Annotated in this window: 16 protein-coding genes; 7 read left to right on the top strand and 9 right to left on the bottom strand. The window is 54.9% G+C overall.

Translation table 11 applies throughout. The features are described 5' to 3' along the window. The first annotated feature begins 31 nt into the window (after positions 1-31). The 3 genes from EYC98_RS12590 to pepN are packed head-to-tail and all read left to right on the top strand — an operon-like array spanning position 32 to position 3,827. Complete coding sequence (locus tag EYC98_RS12590) at positions 32-307, top strand: YeaC family protein (protein ID WP_279245692.1); 276 nt, start codon at positions 32-34, stop codon at positions 305-307. Further along, positions 304-1,137 carry a DUF2797 domain-containing protein gene (locus EYC98_RS12585; RefSeq protein WP_420887176.1) on the top strand — a complete coding sequence of 278 codons (834 nt, stop codon included), beginning with the start codon at positions 304-306 and terminating at the stop codon, positions 1,135-1,137. Before EYC98_RS12590 ends, EYC98_RS12585 begins: the two co-directional genes overlap by 4 nt. A 59-nt stretch (positions 1,138-1,196) precedes the next feature. After that, entirely contained in the window at positions 1,197-3,827 is a 2,631-nt protein-coding gene (pepN, locus tag EYC98_RS12580; RefSeq protein ID WP_279245691.1) for an aminopeptidase N, read from the top strand. A gap of 21 nt (positions 3,828-3,848) precedes the next feature. Here pepN and EYC98_RS12575 read toward each other — a convergent pair whose 3' ends face one another. Genes EYC98_RS12575 through EYC98_RS12550 form a run of 6 tightly spaced genes read right to left on the bottom strand, consistent with a single transcriptional unit; the run spans position 3,849 to position 10,778 of the window. Next, positions 3,849-5,522, bottom strand: coding sequence for a BatD family protein (locus EYC98_RS12575; RefSeq protein WP_279245690.1), 1,674 nt, complete (start codon positions 5,520-5,522; stop codon positions 3,849-3,851). Further along, positions 5,470-7,386, bottom strand: a complete 1,917-nt coding sequence (locus EYC98_RS12570; RefSeq protein ID WP_279245689.1) for a VWA domain-containing protein — start codon at positions 7,384-7,386, stop codon at positions 5,470-5,472. Before EYC98_RS12570 ends, EYC98_RS12575 begins: the two co-directional genes overlap by 53 nt. Then, a complete protein-coding gene (locus tag EYC98_RS12565) occupies positions 7,383-8,396 on the bottom strand; it encodes a vWA domain-containing protein (RefSeq protein ID WP_279245688.1) in 1,014 nt (337 codons plus the stop codon). The genes EYC98_RS12570 and EYC98_RS12565 overlap by 4 nt, the downstream gene beginning before the upstream one ends. Next, positions 8,393-8,884, bottom strand: a complete 492-nt coding sequence (locus EYC98_RS12560) for a DUF4381 domain-containing protein (protein WP_279245687.1) — start codon at positions 8,882-8,884, stop codon at positions 8,393-8,395. Before EYC98_RS12560 ends, EYC98_RS12565 begins: the two co-directional genes overlap by 4 nt. Next, positions 8,881-9,825 (bottom strand): DUF58 domain-containing protein, encoded by a 945-nt coding sequence (locus EYC98_RS12555; protein ID WP_279245686.1) that lies wholly within the window; start codon positions 9,823-9,825, stop codon positions 8,881-8,883. Before EYC98_RS12555 ends, EYC98_RS12560 begins: the two co-directional genes overlap by 4 nt. Next, positions 9,822-10,778, bottom strand: coding sequence for an AAA family ATPase (locus tag EYC98_RS12550; protein ID WP_279245685.1), 957 nt, complete (start codon positions 10,776-10,778; stop codon positions 9,822-9,824). The genes EYC98_RS12555 and EYC98_RS12550 overlap by 4 nt, the downstream gene beginning before the upstream one ends. Before the next feature lie 107 nt (positions 10,779-10,885). On the opposite strand from EYC98_RS12550, the gene EYC98_RS12545 reads away from it, so the two are divergent. Next, positions 10,886-15,724, top strand: coding sequence for an NAD-glutamate dehydrogenase (locus tag EYC98_RS12545; protein WP_279245684.1), 4,839 nt, complete (start codon positions 10,886-10,888; stop codon positions 15,722-15,724). Positions 15,725-15,732: 8 nt separating this feature from the next. On the opposite strand, the gene rmf is transcribed toward EYC98_RS12545, so the two are convergent. Next, on the bottom strand, positions 15,733-15,933 hold the full coding sequence (gene rmf, locus EYC98_RS12540; RefSeq protein ID WP_279245683.1) for a ribosome modulation factor: 201 nt from the start codon (positions 15,931-15,933) through the stop codon (positions 15,733-15,735). Positions 15,934-16,136: 203 nt separating this feature from the next. Between rmf and rlmKL the strand changes: the two genes are divergently transcribed. Next, positions 16,137-18,329, top strand: coding sequence for a bifunctional 23S rRNA (guanine(2069)-N(7))-methyltransferase RlmK/23S rRNA (guanine(2445)-N(2))-methyltransferase RlmL (gene rlmKL / locus EYC98_RS12535; protein ID WP_279245682.1), 2,193 nt, complete (start codon positions 16,137-16,139; stop codon positions 18,327-18,329). A gap of 326 nt (positions 18,330-18,655) precedes the next feature. On the opposite strand, the gene EYC98_RS12530 is transcribed toward rlmKL, so the two are convergent. Continuing rightward, positions 18,656-19,681 (bottom strand): NADP-dependent oxidoreductase, encoded by a 1,026-nt coding sequence (locus tag EYC98_RS12530; RefSeq protein WP_279245681.1) that lies wholly within the window; start codon positions 19,679-19,681, stop codon positions 18,656-18,658. A gap of 84 nt (positions 19,682-19,765) precedes the next feature. On the opposite strand from EYC98_RS12530, the gene EYC98_RS12525 reads away from it, so the two are divergent. Together EYC98_RS12525 and EYC98_RS12520 are read left to right on the top strand one after the other, a co-directional pair. After that, the gene (locus EYC98_RS12525; protein WP_279245680.1) at positions 19,766-20,170 is read left to right on the top strand and encodes an NAD(P)H-dependent oxidoreductase; all 405 of its coding nucleotides are present in this window, start codon (positions 19,766-19,768) and stop codon (positions 20,168-20,170) included. 14 nt (positions 20,171-20,184) lie between these two features. Beyond that, positions 20,185-20,655 (top strand): PaaI family thioesterase, encoded by a 471-nt coding sequence (locus EYC98_RS12520; protein ID WP_279245679.1) that lies wholly within the window; start codon positions 20,185-20,187, stop codon positions 20,653-20,655. Between the two features lie 9 nt (positions 20,656-20,664). On the opposite strand, the gene EYC98_RS12515 is transcribed toward EYC98_RS12520, so the two are convergent. Continuing rightward, the gene (locus tag EYC98_RS12515) at positions 20,665-21,525 is read right to left on the bottom strand and encodes a LysR family transcriptional regulator (RefSeq protein ID WP_279245678.1); all 861 of its coding nucleotides are present in this window, start codon (positions 21,523-21,525) and stop codon (positions 20,665-20,667) included. Between the last annotated feature and the right edge of the window lie 87 nt (positions 21,526-21,612).

Here is a 21,612-nt window from a genome sequence, read left to right as displayed (position 1 = left end):
GTACAGGCATGCATAACAGGACTAAAACATTGTGAATTATCAGGAGATGGTTGCGAACCTGACCCCGGACTTGGTAGCCAGATTTAAAACGGCTGTGGAGCTGGGACGCTGGCCTGATGGCAGGAGCGTAACGCCACAACAGCGGGAGGATTGCATGGCGGCGATAATCGCTTATGAATCACTGCATGTGTCCGCTCAAGAAAGAACTGGCTATATAGACAAAGGTGCCAAGGCGCGAGCTTCTCGTGCGGCGCCTGAAACTCAGCCGCTAAAATTTGAAGATGAACCTTCAGGAGAACAACAGTGAGTCAGATACTCGCCAGCGGTGCCGCCAGAAAAATGCTCACCAAGCTGGAGTCACCCGTCCAGTATGCTCTGCAGTTGGGTGAGCAGGAAGTAGACATGAACGCTTTACTCGGAGAGCAACTGGAGCTTGAGCACCTGGGCGCTATCAACTGCGTGAGCTGCGACCGGCTTACCAAAAAGAGCTTTAATCAGGGTTATTGCTATCCCTGCTTCACGCGTTTGGCCAGCTGTGACAGCTGTATTATGAGCCCGGAGAAATGCCATTATGCGGCCGGTACCTGCCGCGAGCCGGAGTGGGGTGAACGCAACTGCATGACTGACCATTTCGTCTATCTGGCCAATTCTTCAGGCGTTAAGGTCGGGATTACCCGTGGTAACCAGATTCCTACCCGCTGGATGGATCAGGGAGCGGTTCAGGCGCTGCCGGTGTTCCGGGTGGCTACCCGTCTGCTTTCCGGCTTGGTTGAAACCGTTTATAAGCAGCATATTGCCGATAAAACCAATTGGCGGGCGATGCTCAAGGGCGACGTGGAGGACCTGGACCTGACTGCAGTGCGCGATACTTTAGCTGAGCAGTGCGCAGCGGAGTTGGCCGGCTTACAGGACACACATGGCTTGCAGTCTATCACTGCACTCACAGATGAGAGCCAGATAGAGATTGCTTACCCCGTTATCGAGCACCCGGTTAAAGTCACGTCTTTTAATCTGGATAAGCAACCGCTGGTAACGGGCAAGCTGATGGGGATCAAGGGCCAGTATCTGATCTTTGATGGCGGTGTGATTAATCTGCGTAAATACGGCGGCTACCAACTGGAGTTACGCCAGCTTTAGTTTATTTTTTCCCGCTGCGACCTCAGGCGGTCGTAGGTACTTATTGAGAGTAGTTACCCATGAAGGACGCACAAGCAGTTACCATCTACCTGAAGGACTATCAGGCCCCCGCGTTTCTGATCGATCATACAGAGCTGGATTTCCAGCTCTATGAGGATCATGCGCTGGTGCAGTCGGCGCTCACAGTGCGCCGCAATCCTGACGTGGCCGCGGCAGCTCAGCTGGTCCTGCACGGGCAAGAGTTGGAGCTGCTGGAGGTCGCTATTGATGGCGTGGTGCAGGCACCTGGGCAATTCCATCTCACCGAGGAGAGTCTGTTGCTGACGGCTCCGGGTGATGCCTTTATCGTGACATGCCGTACTCGTATTACGCCTCAGGACAACACCTCACTGGAGGGTCTTTACAAGTCGCGGACCATGTTTTGTACGCAATGTGAGGCCGAAGGTTTCCGCAAAATTACCTACTATCTTGATCGTCCAGATGTGATGTCCAGATTTACCGTGCGTCTGGAAGCGGAAACTGCAAAGTATCCAGTATTACTCAGTAATGGAAACCAGACCGACGGTGGCGTCAGTGGCGATAGGCATTGGGCAAGCTGGCATGATCCATTTCCCAAGCCGGCGTATCTGTTTGCATTGGTCGCAGGCGACCTTGAGAGTCTCGACGATAGTTTTGTTACCCATAGTGGTCGCCAGGTGCAACTGCGAATATTCGTGGAACCCAAGGACCTCGACAAGTGCGCGCACGCGATGGATTCCCTGCAGCGCTCCATGCGCTGGGATGAGGAAAAATTCGGGCGTGAGTATGACTTGGACATTTTCAATATTGTTGCGGTCGACGACTTCAATATGGGCGCGATGGAAAACAAGAGCCTGAATATATTCAACACCTCTTGCGTGCTGGCGCATCCGCAAACGACTACCGATGCAGGTTTTCAACGGGTAGAAGCCGTGGTCGCACACGAGTATTTTCATAACTGGTCGGGTAACCGGGTGACTTGTCGTGACTGGTTTCAGCTGAGTCTCAAGGAAGGCTTCACCGTCTATCGCGACGCCGAGTTTTCCGCGGATATGGGCTCGCGTACTGTAAAACGGATTGAAGAAGTCAGCATGCTGCGCACGGTGCAGTTCGCTGAGGATGCTGGACCGTTGGCGCATCCGGTGCGTCCTGATTCGTTCATGGAAATTTCCAATTTTTACACCGTCACCATTTACGAAAAAGGTGCAGAGGTAGTGCGGATGCTGCGTACTCTCCTGGGCGAAGAAAAGTTTCGCGCGGCCTGTGATTTGTACTTTGAACGACACGACGGAGAAGCCGTTACCTGTGAGGATTTTGTGCTCGCGATGGAAGCGGTAAGCGGCCGTGACCTGTCCCAGTTTCGGCGCTGGTACTCTCAGGCCGGCACGCCCCGTCTGGCGGTCAGTGAGGAATGGGACGCAGAGTCAGGTATGTATACTTTGAATTTCGAACAGAGCTGTCCGCCGACTCCGGGGCAGGAACTGAAACAGCCGTTTATGATTCCGGTAGCATTGGGCTTGCTAGGTGAGGCTGGTGCATTACGCCTGCAATCACCTGATATGCCTGAAGACGCAGAAACCTCAGACAATACCAACTGTGTGTTGGAGTTAACTCAACCACAGCAAAGCTTCCGCTTCGGCCCGTTGCCGGAACGTCCTGTGCCTTCGCTGTTGAGGGGGTTTTCAGCGCCTGTAAAAATGTCGTTCGACTATAGACCCGATCAGCTTGCGTTTTTACTGAGTCATGACGATGACGGCTTTAATCGCTGGGAGGCTGCGCAACGGCTTGCTGTTAATGCTGTGCACGCGGTGCAGCTTGAGGCCGTTGAAGTAGATCAGGCGTTACTCAATGGTCTGTCAAATGTATTGGCAGATGTCCACGCAGACGCGGCTATGGTCGCGGAAATTTTGCGCTTGCCAGCCGAGAATACACTCGCTGAGTTGGTGGATACGATCGACGTAGACGGGATTCATAGTGCGCGCGGTAAAGTGCGCGAAGCGGTAGCACGCCACCTGCAAGACGCCTTGCTGGAACGTTATCACGCGCTTGCCGCAAGCGCCGCTTACGCGCCCACTGCCGCTCAAATGGCAGCTCGCGCTTTGCGCAATACTTGTCTGAGTTATATCGCCGTGGCTGACCCTGAACGCGGGGTAGCGTTGGCGCAGCAGCAATTTGAAGGCGCAGAGAATATGACCGATCGCCATGCTGCCCTGGTGACTTTGGTGCACCACGGTGAGCAGTCAGTAAGCGAAGCGGCGCTGGATACGTTTTATGCGCAGTTCAAAGACGAACCGCTGGTGGTCAACATGTGGTTGCAGGTTCAAGCCAGCGCGCCCGTTAAAAACGCTATCGAGCGCGTCAGACAGTTGCTTGAGCACCCAGCCTACGATGCCAGAAACCCCAATAAGATCCGCGCATTGGTGGGTACTTTTTGCAATGCCAACCCGACTAACTTCCATGCACTGGACGGCAGTGGCTATGAATTGCTGCGGGAAACAGTGGTAGAACTCAATAGTAGTAATCCGCAGATCGCCTCGCGCTTGTTGACGCCGCTGACCAAATGGCGGCGCTATGATAAGCGGCAGCAGCTAATGCACAGCGAGTTGCAGACGATCGCTGCACTGCCAGACCTATCGCGTGACGTTTACGAGGTTGTTGCCAAGAGCTTGTAGGGTCACGCTGTTACAGGCGGCTTAGACTGGATAAAGCGGCGGTAGCTCCGGTGTCTTGGCATTGGCACGTCGTGCGCGCTGTTGTTTGCGCCATTGTTTAAGCGCGGTGGCCAGCGCTTTGCCGCTCCATGTATCTGTTTTTACAGCGTATAGGCTTGACTCCAGTTCTGCCAGTGAGTCGGCTAATGCATTATCTGTCGCATTTTTTTGCAGCCAGTCTAAGCCCGGGTTGGCGACTTCCGGATACACCATCCGTAGCCAATCCTGCAGCAATTGACGGCTTTGGTTGGCATTGCCCTGCTTACAGCTGGCCACTAGCTGCTTGAATATTTTTGACTCAGTGTCGGCTTTGGCGCTGACCTCAGCCTGTTCTACTGGTGCCGCACGTCTGCGCAGCAGCCAGAGTGTAGTGGCCAGCCAGCAGCACAGAATAATCATTGCTGCCGTGCGCCAGTAGTTGTGGTGCGCAGCCGCGGCCGTCATTGAAGAGGACGGCTCTGTGGCCACCGGCGTTGGTGCAGTGCTTTGAGGTTCGGCGCTGGCTGCCACCGAAATCGTACGCGAGGGCAGGGTGGCGTAGCGTACCTTGCGAGCCTTCACGTCCCACCATGGAATACGCACCTCAGGAATAACGTACTCCCCATCGCGTATCACTACCCAGGCTGCACTGTTAATACCTAGTGCATCAATACCCTTGCTGCCGGTTATATCTTCCGATTTGGCCATGTCTGGATAAACCTTCACCCCTGGCAGCTCCGGAGCGTTCACCGGCGGCAGCTGGCTGCCAGGTAGACCACCTGCGCGCAGCGTGATGGTGCGCGTGCTGGAGTCGCCAATGCCCAGCGTGGCCGGGTCCACCGACCAGTCCTCGGTCAGCGTGAGTTGGGTAGTCGGTATCCAGGCAGCGCCCGGATAGGCGTCTGGAATCGGGAGGACTTTGACCTTGATTGCATCGCTTTGTCGCCGCAGTGTTGGGCCGCGTTCAAACATGCCGCGACCCAGCTGCCCGACAAACTCTAATGGCGGGATTTCCAGAGTGCCGCTTTCCTGCGGAAAAATGGCAAAACGCAACTCCGATACCTGATAGTCGACACCATCAATACGCTTCATGTAAGTGCTGCCTTCCAGCTGCTCCTTGGAGGCATTGTCCATCGGCGCCCAAGTGTAGTCAGCGTCGCGCAGCCCAATGGAACGGTACAGTCTGAAGGTATACAAGAGTTGTGACTGCACATAGACGGTTGTGCTGCTGACTTCAGCCTCCACAAATATCTCATCGAGGGCATTCAGGTCGGCGCGACCCTCACGCACCATGACTGTGATAGCAGTGGTATTGGAGCCGCCCACACTGAGGGCCGGAATAACCAATCTACCGGTTCTTTTAGGAGCTAGTACGATGCGCAATTTGTTACTGGCCTGTTGCTTGCCTCCGCTATAGCTAAAACTGCTTTCGCGGGAGCTGCTCCGCACCTCGAAATCCCGTATCAGAGCGGAAAAATTGGTCCTGTTGAGATCCTCGCCGGCCGTCGCCGTCAGAGTAAAGGTGAAGGAGTCGCCCATGCTCAGGCTGCCACGGTCAACACTGGCAATAACCGCCGCCTGCGTGACTGCAGCGCTCAGCAGGCACAATAAGACCACCAGGGTACTACCAAATAGTCTCATCACTCTCTCGCTGTTGTTGATTTTGTTGACTTTCATACCTGAATTTTCGTTCCAATAGGCCGCCTGGATCATCGGGTACACGGCGCAGCCATTGCTCTGTTGCCAGTTCCTTTTGTCGTTCGGCTTCATCCTGTTCGGCCTGGGCTTCAGCGCGTGCGCGCTCTTGCTCAGATTCTGCTGATTCCTCTGCGGGATCTGGCTCACCAGCTTCGGGCTGTTCCGGTTGTTGTTCTGGCTCTGGCTGCTCGCCAGGCTGCTGTTCAGGTTGCTGCGCTTCAGATTGATCGTCCGGTTCGTCCTGCTGACCCGGTTGTTGATCTGAGGGTTGCTGCTCATCCTGACCGGAATTTTTTTGCTCCTGTTTCGAGTCCTGTTGTTGATCTTGCTGCTGATCTTGCTGTTCTTGATCCTGATTCCGATCTTCTTGCTGGTCCGAATTTTGCTGTTGCTGATCGGAGCTCTGCTGCTGCTCTTGATCTTGATCTTGATCCTGGTCCTGGTCCTGGTCCTGATCTTGCTGTTGTTGCTGTTGTTGTTGCTGAATTTGCTCAAGTAGCTGCTTGTTAAAGGCCGCATCCTCAAAGTCTGGATCGCGTTCGAGCGATTGAGTATAGGCTTCGATGGCCGGCCCCAGTTTGCCGCTGCGCGCCAGCGTGTTGCCGCGGTTGTACCAGCTACCGGCATCGTCACTGGCGCTGTAATGTTCCAGTGCTGCTTTGTAATCTTCCGCGCGATAGGCGGCCGCTGCACGCCAGTCCTGATTGTCAAACAGGCGTGCGGCCGCATCGGGCTCACCCGCCTTTAATAATGCGGCAGCACGTTGATCCGGGGTTTGCCAAAGTTCTTCCCACTCAACAGCCAGCGCGCGCTCCGATGGAATAATCAAGAGTAGGGCGATACCGAGAACCCAGCCGCGACGAAAGGCGAGTAGCGCCGCTGGCAACAGTGCCAGCGCCAGCCAGTAACCCAGGTCATTCCAGGTGTCGGCACTACGATCCAATAGCAGGCCCTGATCTGAGTTGGCGCTAAGTGGGCGCGCCAATACCTGCTCCAAATCACTGTCGCCTAGCGATATATCGGCATAGCGCCCCTGATTGGCACTGGCGAGTTGACGCAGGGGGCCGCGTTCAAGATTAGCGATGACGATACTGCCATCAGCATCTTTCAATAGACCGGCGCTGCCGGTTGGAATTGGGCCACCATCGCTGGTGCCCACGCCAAGTACGCTGAGGCTGATACGATGCGGCTGCAGCAGCTCGGTAATAGCGCCAACATCACGTTGGCGAATACCATCGGTAACCAGCACAATATGTCCGTCCGGGGCAGCGGCTGCCTGTAGCAGTGTTATAGCCTGAGCAATTGCCAGCTGTGGGTTGTTGCCCTTTAGCGGCATGATGCGAGGACTAAGTGCCGGCAAGAGGTTGGCAATGGTACTGGTGTCGTCGGTCAGTGGGCTGACCACGTGACTATCACCAGCGTAGGCGAGCAGGGCAGTGGTGCCTTCGACCCGGGTGTCGAGTAAGTCCAGTAATTTTCGCTCAGCGCGCTGCAAGCGATTGGGTTGCAAGTCCTCTACGTACATCGAAAAACTAAGATCGAGCACCAGCACTAGTGCATCTTGTTTCTGCAGTATCGGTTGCGGTATCTTCTCCCAGCTGGGGCCCGCAAGCGCCAGTGCAGCAATGATCCACGTTAGAAGCAATGCGGGCAAAGGCGAGCGGCTGCTGGCCATGGTGTGATGATCCAGCAGGTGCGGTAACAGCGCCGGATCAATGACCTGCTGCCAGCCCTGGCCGCCGCGCACGTTCCGCCACAATAATAGAAGCAGAAACAGGGCAGGTAGCAGCGATAGTAGCCACCATGGCCGGATAAAGTGAAGGTCCGCCAGCAATTCCATCATCGGTGCGCCCCTTTGCCGCCAGTCAGTCGAGCAGCAGCGAGCAACAGGCTGAGTCCCATAGCGATGGCCAGTGGCCATTGAAACAGGCTTTGTCGGGGGCGGTACGTTGCGGCTGTCTGGTCTACTGGTTCCAGTTGATCCAGTAGTCGATAAATCTCCGCAAGTTGGGCTGGATCGCGGGCACGGAAGTAGCGGCCGCCGGTGGTATCGGCAATACGTTGCAGCGTGGCCTCGTCAAGGTCGCGCGAGGGATTGGTAACGCGACTGCCAAAGCTGGAGCCAAATATTCCCGGCACGCGCATTTCATCGGCACCCACCCCTACGGTGTAAATGCGGATATCGTTTTCTGCTGCTAGCGCGGCAGCGCCCATGGGGCTGACCTCTCCAGCCGTATTGGCGCCATCGGTGAGTAGTATCAGAATGCGACTCTGGGCCGGGCGCTGACGCAGGCGTTTAACAGCGAGACCAATGGCGTCACCAATAGCAGTCTCTTTACCGGCGAAACCAATCTGGGCCTCCAGCAGGAAGCGTTTGACCGTGGCGCTGTCAAAAGTCAGCGGTGCCTGCAGATAAGCTTGAGTACCAAACAGTATCAGGCCAAGTCGGTCGCCGCGACGGCGTTGTACGAATTCACCGATCACCGCTTTGACGGCGTTCAGGCGTGGCACCAGATTTTGCCCTGAGCGCATATCCTCAATTTGCATGCTGCCCGAAATATCTACCGCCAGCAGCAGGTCGCGACCTTCGCGCGGCAACGTAATGCTATCGCCTATCCATGTCGGGCGCGCGGCCGCTATCAGCAGCAGACACCATATAAGAGTCAATACCAGCGCGCTGGCCGCGCGGCCGCCGCCGTGACCGCGTGATTGCTGCTCGTTGAGTTCTGCCCAGCTATCAAAAAAGGGCGCCCGCAACGCGGCCTGTTCTGTCTGAGCCGGTCGCAGTAGGCGCCAGCTTAGCCAGGGCAATGGCAGCAACAGGAATACCGTGGGCCAGATAAACTCGATCATGAGCGACCCGCCGAGTGCAGGTTTAGCCAGCTGGCGGCGATTTCAGCGCTGCTTTCGGCAAGCTCGGCCTGAGCATGACCCGCATAGGGTAGCGTATCCAGTCCGCTGTCGACGAAACGAGTGCCCTGGTACCGGGTCGGCCATTGTTGGTCAAGAAAGCTCATCCACTGGGCGCCACTGAGGTTCGCAACCTCATCATGGGGCCAAGCGGTGAGGGCCGCCCGTTTCAGGATCAGGTTAAGTTGCTGCGCGTAGTGCAGTGCATCGCCTGACTCTTCGAAGGCGTCTCTAGCAGTCAGCAGTTCTGCCACCGCAAAGCGCCGATAGGCGCGGCGCTGCCGCTGTCGCCACAGCCATGCCGCGAGGCCCAGCAGTGCCAATAGCAATAACGCAGCCACTATCCACCAGCCAGGTGCTGGTGGCCACCAGCTAATCTCATTCGGTAACTGGATGTCGCGCAGTTGGGCGAGTGGATCCTGCGGGTTCATGCGGTGGTTACCCCGCGCCGCATGCTACTGAAGTAGGGTAGTAAAGAATCCAGCGCTGGTTCAGCGGTCGAAAGCTGTAGCAGGGGGATGCCTAGTTTTCCGAAATTGTCCTGCAGTTCGTCTAGTGAATCTCTGTAGCGCTGGCTAAAAGCCGTCCGCACGGCACCGTCTCCGGTATTCAAATCAATTTTTAGCTTGCCGTCGGTGACCCGGTATCGGCCTTGCTCGGGCAGATTTTGTTCGAGAGGATCAGAGCAGTGCAGAGCGGTTATTTCAGTATGTCGGGAAAGCTGATGCAGATGTTCCATGGCCCGCGCTCCTAACGCGCCTCTGAAATCGCTGATAATGAGTACTGCGCTACCCGGTCGGGCGATACGTCTGACTTCCGCAGCGGTGTCTGCAAACGGCTGAGCGGCAGTCTCGGTTCGCTCCAGGTCGGGTAGCTGGCGATTGAGCTCATTGAGCTGGTGCAAGTAGTTTAGCACCGCGCCGCGGCTGCGCCGGGGTCTCACCTCTCGGTGTTCGCGGTCATTGAATACCAAGCCGCCGACGCGATCTCCCTGTTCTAATGCGGCCCAGGCAAGTAGCGCTGCGGTGTGTGCGGCAAGTACTGATTTACAGCAGTTGCGGCTGCCAAAGAACATGCTGTTGCGCTGGTCGGTTACCACCAGCACTGGTCGCTCCCGCTCTTCGCGAAATATCTTGGTGTGGGCTGCACCGGTGCGCGCAGTTACCCGCCAATCAATGGTGCGAATATCGTCACCGGGTTGGTATTCTCGGACTTCTTCGAAGTCGATGCCGCGGCCACGGAAGTTAGAACGGTTACCGCCCGACAGCGCGCTCAGCGCTCGCGTTCGCAGCGCCAATTTCAGCTGTTTGCCGTTATGGCGCTCCTGAATCAGCGCTTCCAGTTCAGTGTAGGGGCCGCTGCCAGAAGTCATGCGACAGGAACGTTTTGTACCAATTCTGCAATTGCCTGATCTTTGGATATACCGTTGGCTTCGGCTTCGAAACTCAGGATAAGTCGGTGTCGCAGCACGTCCGCAATCACCGCCTGAACGTCGTCCGGTGTGACAAATTCGGCCCCGCGCAGCCAGGCATGGGCACGGGCGCAACGATCAAGGGCAATAGTCGCGCGTGGACTACCACCAAATTCGATCCAGCCACTGAGCAGGCTTGAATATTCTGCAGGCTGCCGCGTAGCGATGATCAATTCTACGATGTATTGCTCAACAGGCTCTGCCATGTGGAGATTCAATACGTCTTCGCGGGCTGCGAAAATAGCCTGCTGTGCGAGCATAGCGGGCTTGGTACTGTGCCCAGGGATCGCTTCGTCGCGGGTCAGGCGCAGTATCCGTCGCTCGGCGTCGCGATCAGGATAGCCGACATTGACATGCATCAGGAACCGGTCCAGCTGCGCCTCGGGCAGCGGATAGGTGCCTTCCTGCTCTATGGGGTTTTGAGTGGCCATCACCAGAAACAGTCTTGGCAGTTCATACGTCTGGCTACCAACACTAACCTGCCGTTCTGCCATAGCCTCGAGCAAAGCAGACTGTACTTTCGCCGGCGCACGGTTGATTTCATCAGCCAGTATCAAACTATTGAATATGGGGCCGCGCTGAAAGTGAAATCCGCCTTCCTGGGGGCGATAGATTTCGGTGCCTGTAACGTCGCCTGGCAACAGGTCAGGGGTAAACTGTATACGGTGAAAATCGCCCTCGACACCGTCAGCAAGGCTCTTGATAGCTCTGGTTTTAGCCAGGCCGGGTGCCCCTTCTACCAGTAAATGGCCGTCAGACAGCACCGCAATCAGCAGGCGCTGAACCAGATGCTCTTGGCCGATGATCTGCTCGCTGAGCCATTGCTGGAGTAGTCCGATTTGTTCCCTGTGCACTTGTGTCGCTCTCCCAGGTTGGTGTCTTTGTATAGGTGTGGCTATATTGGTGCAGCATTGTACCCAAATAGACTATCCTTTCCATATTGAGTTCCCCGGTGCCGCCCATGAAAGATAATAGTATTCGACAAAAAATGCTGAATGACCTGTCAGCAATGATAGCCAAGCGTGCTGATAGTGGTGAGGCCGCCATAGTGGATAGCCTCGCGCAGTTGTTTTTCCGTTCATTTCCTGCGGATGACCTGCGGGGGCTGGATGTAGCTGATCTATTCGGGTTTATTTATAGCAGTTTCGGCTTATTACGAACCTGGCCGGGTGGCGCTGCCTGTATCGACATTGGAAATCCGGATGTAGAACAGTCGGGCTGGGAAAGTAGTCATACTGTCGTTACGGTCATTGCGCCTGATATGCCGTTCTTGCTTGATTCAGTTCGCGGCGAGCTGAACCGCCGCAATACTACTATCCATAACCTGCATGGGCAGAATTTTGCCGTCGAACGCGCTGCCAGCGGTGAGATCATTGCTATTGAACCTCGTAATGGCCAGGAGCGTGAAGTAGTCAGTCTGTTTTTTTTCAGCATTGATCGTTGTACCGACGCCGACGAAATTGCTGAAATGAGAGCCACAATAGCCGAGATTCTTGAAGAAGTGGCCTATGTGGTTACCGATTTCTCTTCAATGCGTGATCGCCTGGCCGAAGTGTCAGTTGCGGTAGCGGAGGAAGAGCAAATAGACGAGGAAATACGCAACGAACATGTGGCTTTTCTGCAGTGGCTGGACCGCAATAACATAACGCTGCTAGGTTATGAGTCGCTGGCAATACGTTACGAACAAGAGCATGCCCAAGTGATGGAGCAGGAGCACACCAGACTCGGCATGCTGCGTTTACGAGAATCTCGCGGCAAGGCCTATTTGGTGCAGGATTTGGCAGACGCAGCGGCGGCACCTGAAGTGCTGCTGGAAAGACAGCTGTCTTTCAGCAAATCGCGGCGTCGATCCCGTGTGCACCGATTGGCGTACCCGGATTACGTAGAAATAAACGAGTACGACCCCCAGGGCAGGGTAAAAACCCATCATCGCTTCCTGGGTTTGTTTACGGCGGCGGTTTACTCGATGAGTCCGGCTCATATACCCATTGTTCGAAAGAAGATTGCCCGGGTGATGGAGGCCTCGGGTTTCAATGATAGCAATCATGAGGGGCGTGAGCTGACCCGGGTGTTGCAGATGTTCCCCCGTGACGAATTGTTGCAGGCAGATGTTCAAGAACTCTCTCGGATGAGTACCGCGGTTAACCAGATTCAGGAGCGGCGTCAGGTGCGATTGATTACCCGCCTGGAGTCGCATGAGAAGTTTTGTTATTGCATGGTCTACATGCCGCGAGATCGCTACACCACAGCTGTGAGGGAATCGATTCAGGCAATGCTCGGCGATGCCATGGGCAGTCATCGCAGCGAATTTAACACCTATTTTTCCGAATCCATTCTGGTGCGTATTTATTTCGTGTTCTTGCTGGATCCGGATGAGCCGATTGAGTTGGATTTGGACTCACTGGAAGAACAGGTAATAGCACTCACACAATCCTGGCAAGATCGTCTGCACAATCGGCTGCTTGAGCAGTATGGTGAAGAGCAAGGAATGGAACTGGTAGCGCGCTACGGTAGCAGCTTTCCTGCGGGTTATCGGGAGGACTTTGATACTCGCATTGCGACGATGGATGTTGGCCGTTTGTTGCAGATATGCGACGGTAAACAGCTTGAAATGAGCCTCTACCGCCTTGTCGATGAGCCGGCCGAGCGGTTGAGATTTCGACTTTATCATCGAGACACATCGTTACCTTTGTCTGATGTCTTGCCTATTCTTGAAAACCTGGGTCTGCGTGTGCTGGCTGAGAACGCCTATCCGGTAAGAGAGAAGGGCGGTGCGCAGCTCTGGATACAGGACTTCAGTCTTAGTTACGCGCTCAGCGGCGCCTTCGAGCTGGCACAGGTGAAGCAAGACTTCACCGATGCATTTGGTAGAATCTGGAGCGGCGAGGCTGAGAGCGACGGGTTTAACAAAATGCTGTTAGGCTCAAGGCTCGACTGGCGGGAAATATCCCTGTTGCGCGCCTTTGCAAAATACCTCCGTCAGATACTCTTCAATTTTAGCCCGGAATATATTGCAGAGACACTGGCTGAGCATGTGCATGTGGCCGGTGCACTGGTCGAGCTCTTCCTGACCCGTTTTGATCCAGATTTCGAGGGCGATGGAGATTGGCGCGGAGAGCGAGAATTACTGCTCAGTCAGCGCATCATTGATGCTTTGGAGCAGGTAGAGAACCTGGGTCAGGACCGCATCATCCGGCAGTATCTGGCGCTTATCCAGGCGATACAGCGCACCAACTATTTCCAAACCGATGCGAGTGGTGCCGAGAAGAGTTATATTTCTTTCAAGTTTCGGCCCAGTCTCATTCCCGGCGTTCCCGCCCCGGTACCCAAGCACGAGATATTCGTTTATTCACCTGCCGTAGAGGGCGTGCATCTGCGTGGCGGTAAGGTGGCCCGCGGCGGGCTGCGCTGGTCAGACCGGCATGAAGACTATCGCACCGAGGTGCTTGGATTGGTCAAGGCTCAACAAGTCAAAAATGCGGTCATTGTTCCGGTGGGTGCGAAAGGTGGATTTGTCTGTAAGCGGCATTTGGCTGACACCAGTCGTGATGCATTGCAGCAGGAAGCGGTGGCCTGCTACCAGACCTTTATCCGCGGACTGCTGGATATTACTGACAATCTGATAGAGGGAGAAGTTGTGCCTCCGCCACGTGTGGTGCGCAAAGATCGTGACGATACCTATTTGGTTGTTGCCGCAGATAAAGGTACGGCTACTTTTTCCGATATCGCTAATGCAATAGCCCGAGAATACGACTTCTGGCTGGATGACGCTTTTGCTTCCGGTGGCAGTGCCGGCTATGACCACAAGAAAATGGGCATTACTGCGCGTGGGGCGTGGGTCTCCGTGCAGCGGCATTTTCGAGAGTTGGGACTGGATATCCAGAACACAACGTTCAGCGTGGTTGGGGTGGGTGACATGGCCGGCGATGTCTTTGGCAACGGCATGTTGTTGTCAGAGCAGATCCAGTTAGTAGCGGCGTTTAATCACCAGCACGTCTTCATCGACCCGAATCCCGATCCAGCTGCGTCATTCGCTGAACGACAGCGCTTGTTTCAACTACCGCGCTCGAGCTGGGAGGATTATGAAGCGGACCTGATCTCCGCCGGCGGCGGCATTTTTTCGCGCGCAGCTAAGTCGATCAGTATATCTCCAGAGATGCAGCAGCGATTTGATATTCCGGTATCAGCAATGACTCCGGCGGAGTTGATTAACGCCCTGCTCAAGTCGCCCTGCGACCTACTGTGGAATGGCGGTATTGGTACTTACGTAAAATCAAGCGAGGAACAGCATGCTGAGGTAGGTGACAAGGCCAACGATGCGGTGCGCGTGGATGGTAGTGAGCTGCGTTGTCGCGTTGTGGGTGAAGGCGGCAACCTTGGTTTGACACAGTTAGGCCGTGTTGAATACAGCCTGACAGGTGGTCGCTCCAACACAGATTTTATCGATAACGCCGGCGGCGTGGATTGTTCAGATCATGAGGTAAATATCAAGATTCTGCTCAATGCGGTTGTCGCCAGAGGTGACCTCACGCTCAAGCACCGTGACAAGTTTTTACAGGAGATGACGGATAGCGTCGCAGAGCTTGTGCTACGTAACAACTATCGTCAGACGCAGGCGATCAGTATTGCTGAGAGTGAGGCGGTGCAACGCAGTGGCGAGTATCGCCGCGTGCTCAACCGGCTGGAGCAGCTCGGACTGCTGGACAGAGAGTTGGAGTTCCTGCCCAGCGATGAGCAACTGGCAGAAAGGCGCTTGCAGAATCAGGGTTTAACAAGGCCGGAGTTGTCAGTTCTTATTAGCTATAGCAAAGGCATTCTGAAAGAAGCACTGGCGGTTTCCGCTCTCACCGATGACAGCTATCTTGCGGCGGCGGTTACGGGCGGTTTCCCTGCGGCGGTGGTGGAAAGTTACCGCAAGGAAGTCGGTGAGCATAGGTTGGCTCGAGAGATTGTGGCGACACAGATTGCCAATGATCTGGTTAATCGTATGGGTGTCAGTTTTATCGGACGCTTGATCAGCTCGACCGGCGCATCAGTACCTGAAATAGCGATCGCCTACAGCGCCAGTAGAGAAATTTTTCAATTAGATGATTATTGGGAAGCTATAGAGGCGCTGGATTTTGCCGTCGATGCAGAACTGCAGGTAGAAATGATGCGGGAGCTTATCAGGCTTATTCGAAACGCCTGTCGTTGGCTGCTGCGAAATCGCCGTAATGGTCTGGATGCTGGAGCAGCCATCGGCGAATTCAAGAACGGAGTAGCGGAAATCGCGTCAGCACTGCCCGAGCTGTTATGTGGAGAAAGTGCACACGCGGTGCAGGAACGGTTTCAGAAATTGCAGGACAGCGGCGTGCCAAAGCAGTTGGCACAGTTTGTGGCAGGCGCTGATCATCTTTATTCCGCGCTGGGTATTATTTCTGCAGCGGCGGAGCATGAGGCAACAAATCTCGAGGTAGGGTCGTTGTTTTATCGATTGGGAGAAACTCTGGAGTTAGATTGGTTTGCGCGCCTTGTGACCGGTATAACCGTAGAAAATGAGTGGCAGGCGCAGGCGCGTGACACATACCTGGAAGACCTGCAGTGGCAGCAGCGTTCGCTGGCCGTAGGTGCGCTCAAGCATGTGTGTGAAGAACGCGATACAGAGCTCTGTTTACAACGTTGGACACAACAAGAAGCCGCGCTCATAGAACGTTGGAAAACAATGCTGGGCGAATTACATGCTGCAAAAACGCCAGACTTTGCCATGTTCGCAGTCGCTAATAGAGAGCTACTGGACCTGGCACAGAGTAGTTTGAACTAACGGTGGTTTCAGACCACCGCTTTGTGCACTCCCGAGACTCCGGTGAGGCCGTCCCATTGATCACTGCGGCCTTCGCGCCAGCCGGATAACCAGCACAGTCTCTGGTCGTCATTGGAATGAGGACATGTTTCGTTAGACCGGCCACTGACGCCTGCTTGATATCCACGCTGGAAAGCCCGATCACTCATATCTCGTTTTTGTCTGCGCATGTTATCTCCTGTGAGTTACGTCTTTATATAACCAGACTCCGCCGCGGCTCGCAAACATCATTTAGAATTAAGCGACACAGTTTTTATGCGAAATTGATGTTGCAAACTGTGGTTAACGGCTTGCTGTAGATAGGTCGTGGTGGGCGACTGGCAAAGTCGGTATAGTTCGCGGCTTCAGCTCCGGGCTTATACAGGGTTATGACATGGACGATTTGAAGTGGTATGCCTCTTGCCCGCGTGGTCTGGAAGGTTTGCTGCTGGAAGAAATACAAAGCCTTGGCGCCGCGACGACACGGGAGACGGTAGGCGGGGTGCATTTCACCGCGCCCGCACAAGTGGCCTACCGAGCCTGTTTATGGAGCCGTTTGGCAAATCGTATTCTGCAGCCTCTGGCCGATTTTGAAAGCGGCGATAGTGACAGCCTCTACCGGGGGCTAATGGAAGTGGACTGGACGCTTTACCTCGCCCAGGGCGGCTCACTGCGAGTTGATTTCAGTGGCAGCAGTGATGAGATTCGCAATACTCGCTACGGTGCTCAGGTATGCAAGGACGCTATAGTAGATCAACTACAGAGCAAAGGTTGGCCGCGCCCTGAAGTGTCCATGCAGGACCCTGATCTACGTCTGAATGTGCGTCTGTCCAAAACCAAAGTGGTGGTAGCGATAGATTTTTCGGGTGGTAGCCTGCATCAGCGCGGCTATCGTTTGGAAGGCGGCCAGGCGCCCTTGAAGGAAAATCTCGCAGCTGCCTTACTGCTGCGCGCTGATTGGCCTGGAATCGCAGCCGCAGGAGGTGCTTTGGTTGACCCAATGTGCGGCTCAGGAACCCTGTTGCTGGAAGCGGCACTGATGGTCGCTGATATTGCTCCGGGACTGAAACGCCAGCGCTGGGGCTTTGAAAAACTGCCGGCTCATGACGTTTCTGGTTGGGAGGCGTTAATGGCTGATGCGCGTGCGCGCTCCGAGCTTGGTCGCTCACGCCAACTGCCAGAAATTCAGGGTTATGATGCAGACGCAGGGACCTTGCACAGAGCGCAGGCGAATATCCAGCGTGCCGGCCTTGAGAACGTGGTGAAAGTCACCCATCAACCTCTGGGGGAGCTGCGCAAGCCGGCTCAGCTGCAACTCGATAGAGGTCTGGTTATAGTGAATCCTCCTTATGGTGAGCGCCTGGGTGAGAAAGAGAGCTTGCGCTACCTGTACCGTGAGTTGGGTAACGTGCTGAGCAGCGAATTTGAAGGTTGGCAGGCGGCGATCTTCACCAGTGATAAAGAGTTAGGGCTTGCCACCGGGCTGCGCAGCCACAAACGCTATGCACTCTATAATGGCACTTTGCCCAGCCAACTCTTGCTGTTCAAACTGGGCGCGGAAAGTCGGCGACCACCGCTGCCAGGCGCCGTGGGTAAGGCAGTGTCTGCGGGCGAGGCCAGTAGCGAGGCCAGTAGCGAAGAATTGAGCGACAACGCGCAAATGTTCGCCAATCGCCTGCGCAAAAACCAGCGCCGGCTGGACAAGTGGCTGCGCCGTGAGGGTATTAGTTGCTATCGTTTGTATGATGCAGATATGCCGGAATACGCGGTGGCTGTCGATCGTTACGGTGACTTTCTGCATGTAGCAGAATACAAGGCACCCGCAGGCATTGAGCCAGATGCAGCGGAACGGCGTTTACAGGAAGTGGTGCGAGCGCTGCCAGTGGCTACAGGCATAGCACCGGAGCGAATCTTCTATAAGGAACGGCAGCGCCAGCGCGGCGCCCAGCAATACCAGAAGGCAGCAGCACAGGGTGAGTTACACACGGTGCTGGAAGGGCGCGTGAAACTGTTGGTGAATTTTGTCGACTATCTGGATACGGGTCTATTCCTTGATCATAGGCCGCTGCGGCAGCGCTTGGCAGCGGAATCCCGGGGCAAGGATTTTCTGAACCTGTTCTGCTATACCGCTACTGCATCGGTACATGCCTGTGCCGGTGGTGCTCGTTCCACTACCAGCGTCGACATGTCCAAAACCTATCTGGACTGGGCGCGCAAGAACTTGGCAGTTAATGGCTACTCTGAAACCGACAACAGCCTGGTGCAGGCCGATTGTCTGCTTTGGATGACCGAGCATCAGGAACGGTATGATTTAATACTGCTGGATCCACCGTCCTTTTCCAATTCGCGGAGGATGCAACAGACGCTCGATATACAGCGCGATCAGTTGCAAATTTTGCGTGATGCGATGGCTCTATTGCGTCCCCAGGGTGTGCTGTATTTTTCCAATAATTTACGCAGTTTTTCGCTAGACGACGAGGTGGCAGAATTCTGTGTTGTGGAAAACATTACCCGGCAGACCCTGGACCTTGACTACCAGCGCGGTCGCAGTGGGCATCAATGCTGGAAGCTGCAACACAGAGACTAGAACCGTGACGTCAGAGCCGACTAACCAGTGAATATGCTGTATTGATGGCACTTGCGAGGTCAGTGTCTACTAACTGGCGCCTCGATTTTTTATGCACACGGATGCCTTAACCCACTGAATTTAAAGGGCTTGCAGATTTGGATATCGATAATAGACTATAAAAATAGTGTAAGTTATTGATATGTATATCTAATGGCGTAGTTAAGGTGGATTCGAGCTGGCCCGCCCAAGCGAAAAGTCTTTAGTTCGGGCACTTTTTTTCCGCGCTCTATCCCCAGAGTTATCCACAGATGTATGCGCACCAAAAAGGTGCGAACAGGCTGTTTTCAGGCGCCAGGCTCAGCCAGGGCCAGTAACTGCTTGCCGGTATTTTGGCCACTGAACAGGCGTTGAAATGTCGCCGGAATATTGTCAAATCCATGCTGAATATCTTCACGCCAGGCTATCTCACCAGCCATTACCCACTCGGCAATTTCGCCCATGGCCGCTTCGAATCGGTCCATGTAGTCGATGACAATGAAGCCCTGCATTTTGATGCGTCGCTGTACCAATATCATTAGGTTGCGGGGCCCCGGTGCTGGCTCTACATCGTTGTACCCGGAAATGCCGCCACAGAGTGCGATGCGACCAAAATCGGCCATATGGGTAATCGCCGCTTCCAGCGTGTCGCCACCGACATTGTCGAAGAACACATTGATTCCATCAGGACAGAGTTCAGCAAGACGTTGATCAATATTCTCAGATTTATAGTCGATGACTGCATCAAGTCGGCAGGTGTCTAGCAGCCATGCGCATTTTTCTGCCCCGCCGGCAATGCCGATGACGCGGCATCCCTTGATTCTGGCAATCTGTGCGACGGCTGAGCCGGTAGCGCCTGCAGCACCGGAAACTAGTACTGTGTCGCCTGGCTGGGGCTCGCAAATATCCAGCAGACCAAAATAAGCAGTCAGTGTGGTAGTGCCGAAAACCGACAATGCCATAGCCGGGGTCAAACCTGCGGGGAGCGGCTGTGGCGGGATAAAACTGTCGGGGCCGGCAATCGAATACTCCTGCCAGCCTGCCATGCCTTGTATCAGTGTGCCCGGCGGCAGGTCAGGGTTAGACGAGCTGACAACTTCTCCCACCGAGCTGGCGCGCATGACCTCGCCAATCTGCACCGGTGGTAGGTAGCTCGGCTCATCTATGAGCCAGCCGCGCATGGCGGGATCGAAACCCAGGTACAAGGTTTTTATCAGTACCTCCCCGCGATCCAGGTCGGGTTCAGGCAACGCGGACTCCTGTAGGGAAAAATGCTCGGGCCCAACCATACCGCTGGGTCGTTCTTTGAGTAGCCACTGTCTGTTACTGGTCATTTCGGGGTTCCTTGTTGCTATGATAAGCCGATGGGAAAAACGCTACTTATTGTATATCACTCACAAAGCGGGGCAACGGCTCTGTTGGCACGAGAAGCAGCCGCAGCTGCGACCGCCGGGAGTGATATTAACGTCAGGACTGTGCGCGCTGTTGACGCCGGTATCCGCGATCTGGCGACGGCCGACGGATTGTTGTTGGCGTTGGCGGAAAATTCAGCGGCGGCGTCGGGGGCGATGAAAGATTTTCTCGACCGCACCTTTTACCCAGCGCAACCACTGCAACTGAATTTGCCCTATGCGCTGCTGCTCAGCGCTGGTAATGATGGCCGTGGGGCGGTGCAGCAGGTGCAAAGAATTTTGCGCGGGTTTCCGATGAAGGAAGTCGCCTTACCGGTGATATGCCGCGGCGAAGTCAACGCAGATTATCTTCAGCGCAGCGGCGAGTTAGGCCTGACCCTTGCTGCCGGCCTGGAATTGGGTATTTTTTGATTTAAGGATGACGAATGGAAACTGAGACCCTGCCTGCGCCAGCTGGCTATAAACCTTTGCCCGAAGGGCTGGGCTTTACCGATGTATTGCGCCCGGTGTACCGACGTGAACACAATAGTGAGGTCAGTTTGGGCATGTATGTGCAGCTGTCACACTGCAATATGATAGGTATCTGTCATGGCGGCGCGCTGATGACACTGGCGGACATTGGTGCGGCTTCAGCCATCAATTTTGCGCGGGAGAAAATAGGCCCGGCACCTACACTGAACTTGAGTTTTGACTTTATTAACGCCGCCCGCGAGGGAGACTGGCTGCAAACGCGCAGCGAGCAGGTGACCTTGAAACGCAGTTTTGGCTTTGCTAGCGGTGTGATTATTAGTGGTGAAAAATTGGTGTGTCGCTATAGCGGTTCGTTTTACCAGCCTGACCATGACGGTTTCAAAGGGCAGCTGGATAAGCTGGCTGCAATGCATGGCAAGGACTGATTCCTGACGTTAGTAAAGTTCCTGAATAAAGGCCTGGGCTGCATTGGAGAGAGTGCGACCGCGGTGATAGATATAGCCTAGCTCACGTTGCGGACTAATGCCCTTTATAGTGAGTGCCTGCAATCCCTCACTAAGCATAGAGCGCGGTAGCACAGTCCAGCCAAGGCCGATGGATGCCATCATACCGATGGTTTCAAGGTAGTTAGTCGACATAGCTATGTTAAGTTTAAGGCCGCGTTCGTCGAACAGGCGCTTGGCAATCTGTCCGGTATAGGTATTCAGCCCCGGCAGAATCACGGGGTAGGCGCTCAGCATCTCCAGAGTAATTGTCTTGGCCTGACCGAGTTCGTGGTCTTGTGCGACCATGAAATCCAGCGGGTCCGACCAAACCGGAGTTGCCAACATGGTGGGGTCTGCTTCCGGGGCCAGTGTCACCAGTGCGAGCTCGATATTGCCGCGACTGATTTGCTCGTAGGCCTGTTCGGAATCCATGAAATCAATGTCGAGTTTGACGCCACCATAGGTGCTGCTAAAGCGGCGCAATACCGGTGGCAATCGATGTAAGCCGATGTGGTGGCTGGTACCTAGCAGTAAAGTACCGCCAACTTCACCGGAGAGATCGCGGATAGATTGACGGGCCTGGGTCAGACTGCTTCGAATACTGTTGGCAAAAGGCAATAGTGCGCGTCCCGCCTCCGTGAGAAATACGCGTCGTCCGATACGGTCGAACAGGCTGCATTCCAATTGGGACTCCAGTGCCGCGACCCTTTTACTGACCGCTGGCTGGGTCAAATACAATGCTTCTGCCGCGCGCGAGAACGAGCCGAGTTCGGCGACCATGAGAAATGCTTGAAGGTTTTGTGTGTCCATCAATCCAGTGTAGGAGAATCGCCCATGTATTCCTAGAGGGAATTCGATAGATAAAAAATATGAATTTGTCTTATCAATTGCTGGGCG

The organism is Candidatus Litorirhabdus singularis (genome assembly GCF_026262625.1).
GTDB lineage: Bacteria > Pseudomonadota > Gammaproteobacteria > Pseudomonadales > Halieaceae > Litorirhabdus > Litorirhabdus singularis.
The sequence above is the reverse complement of the archived record's forward strand: the minus strand, read 5'-3'. Positions and strand labels throughout refer to the sequence as shown.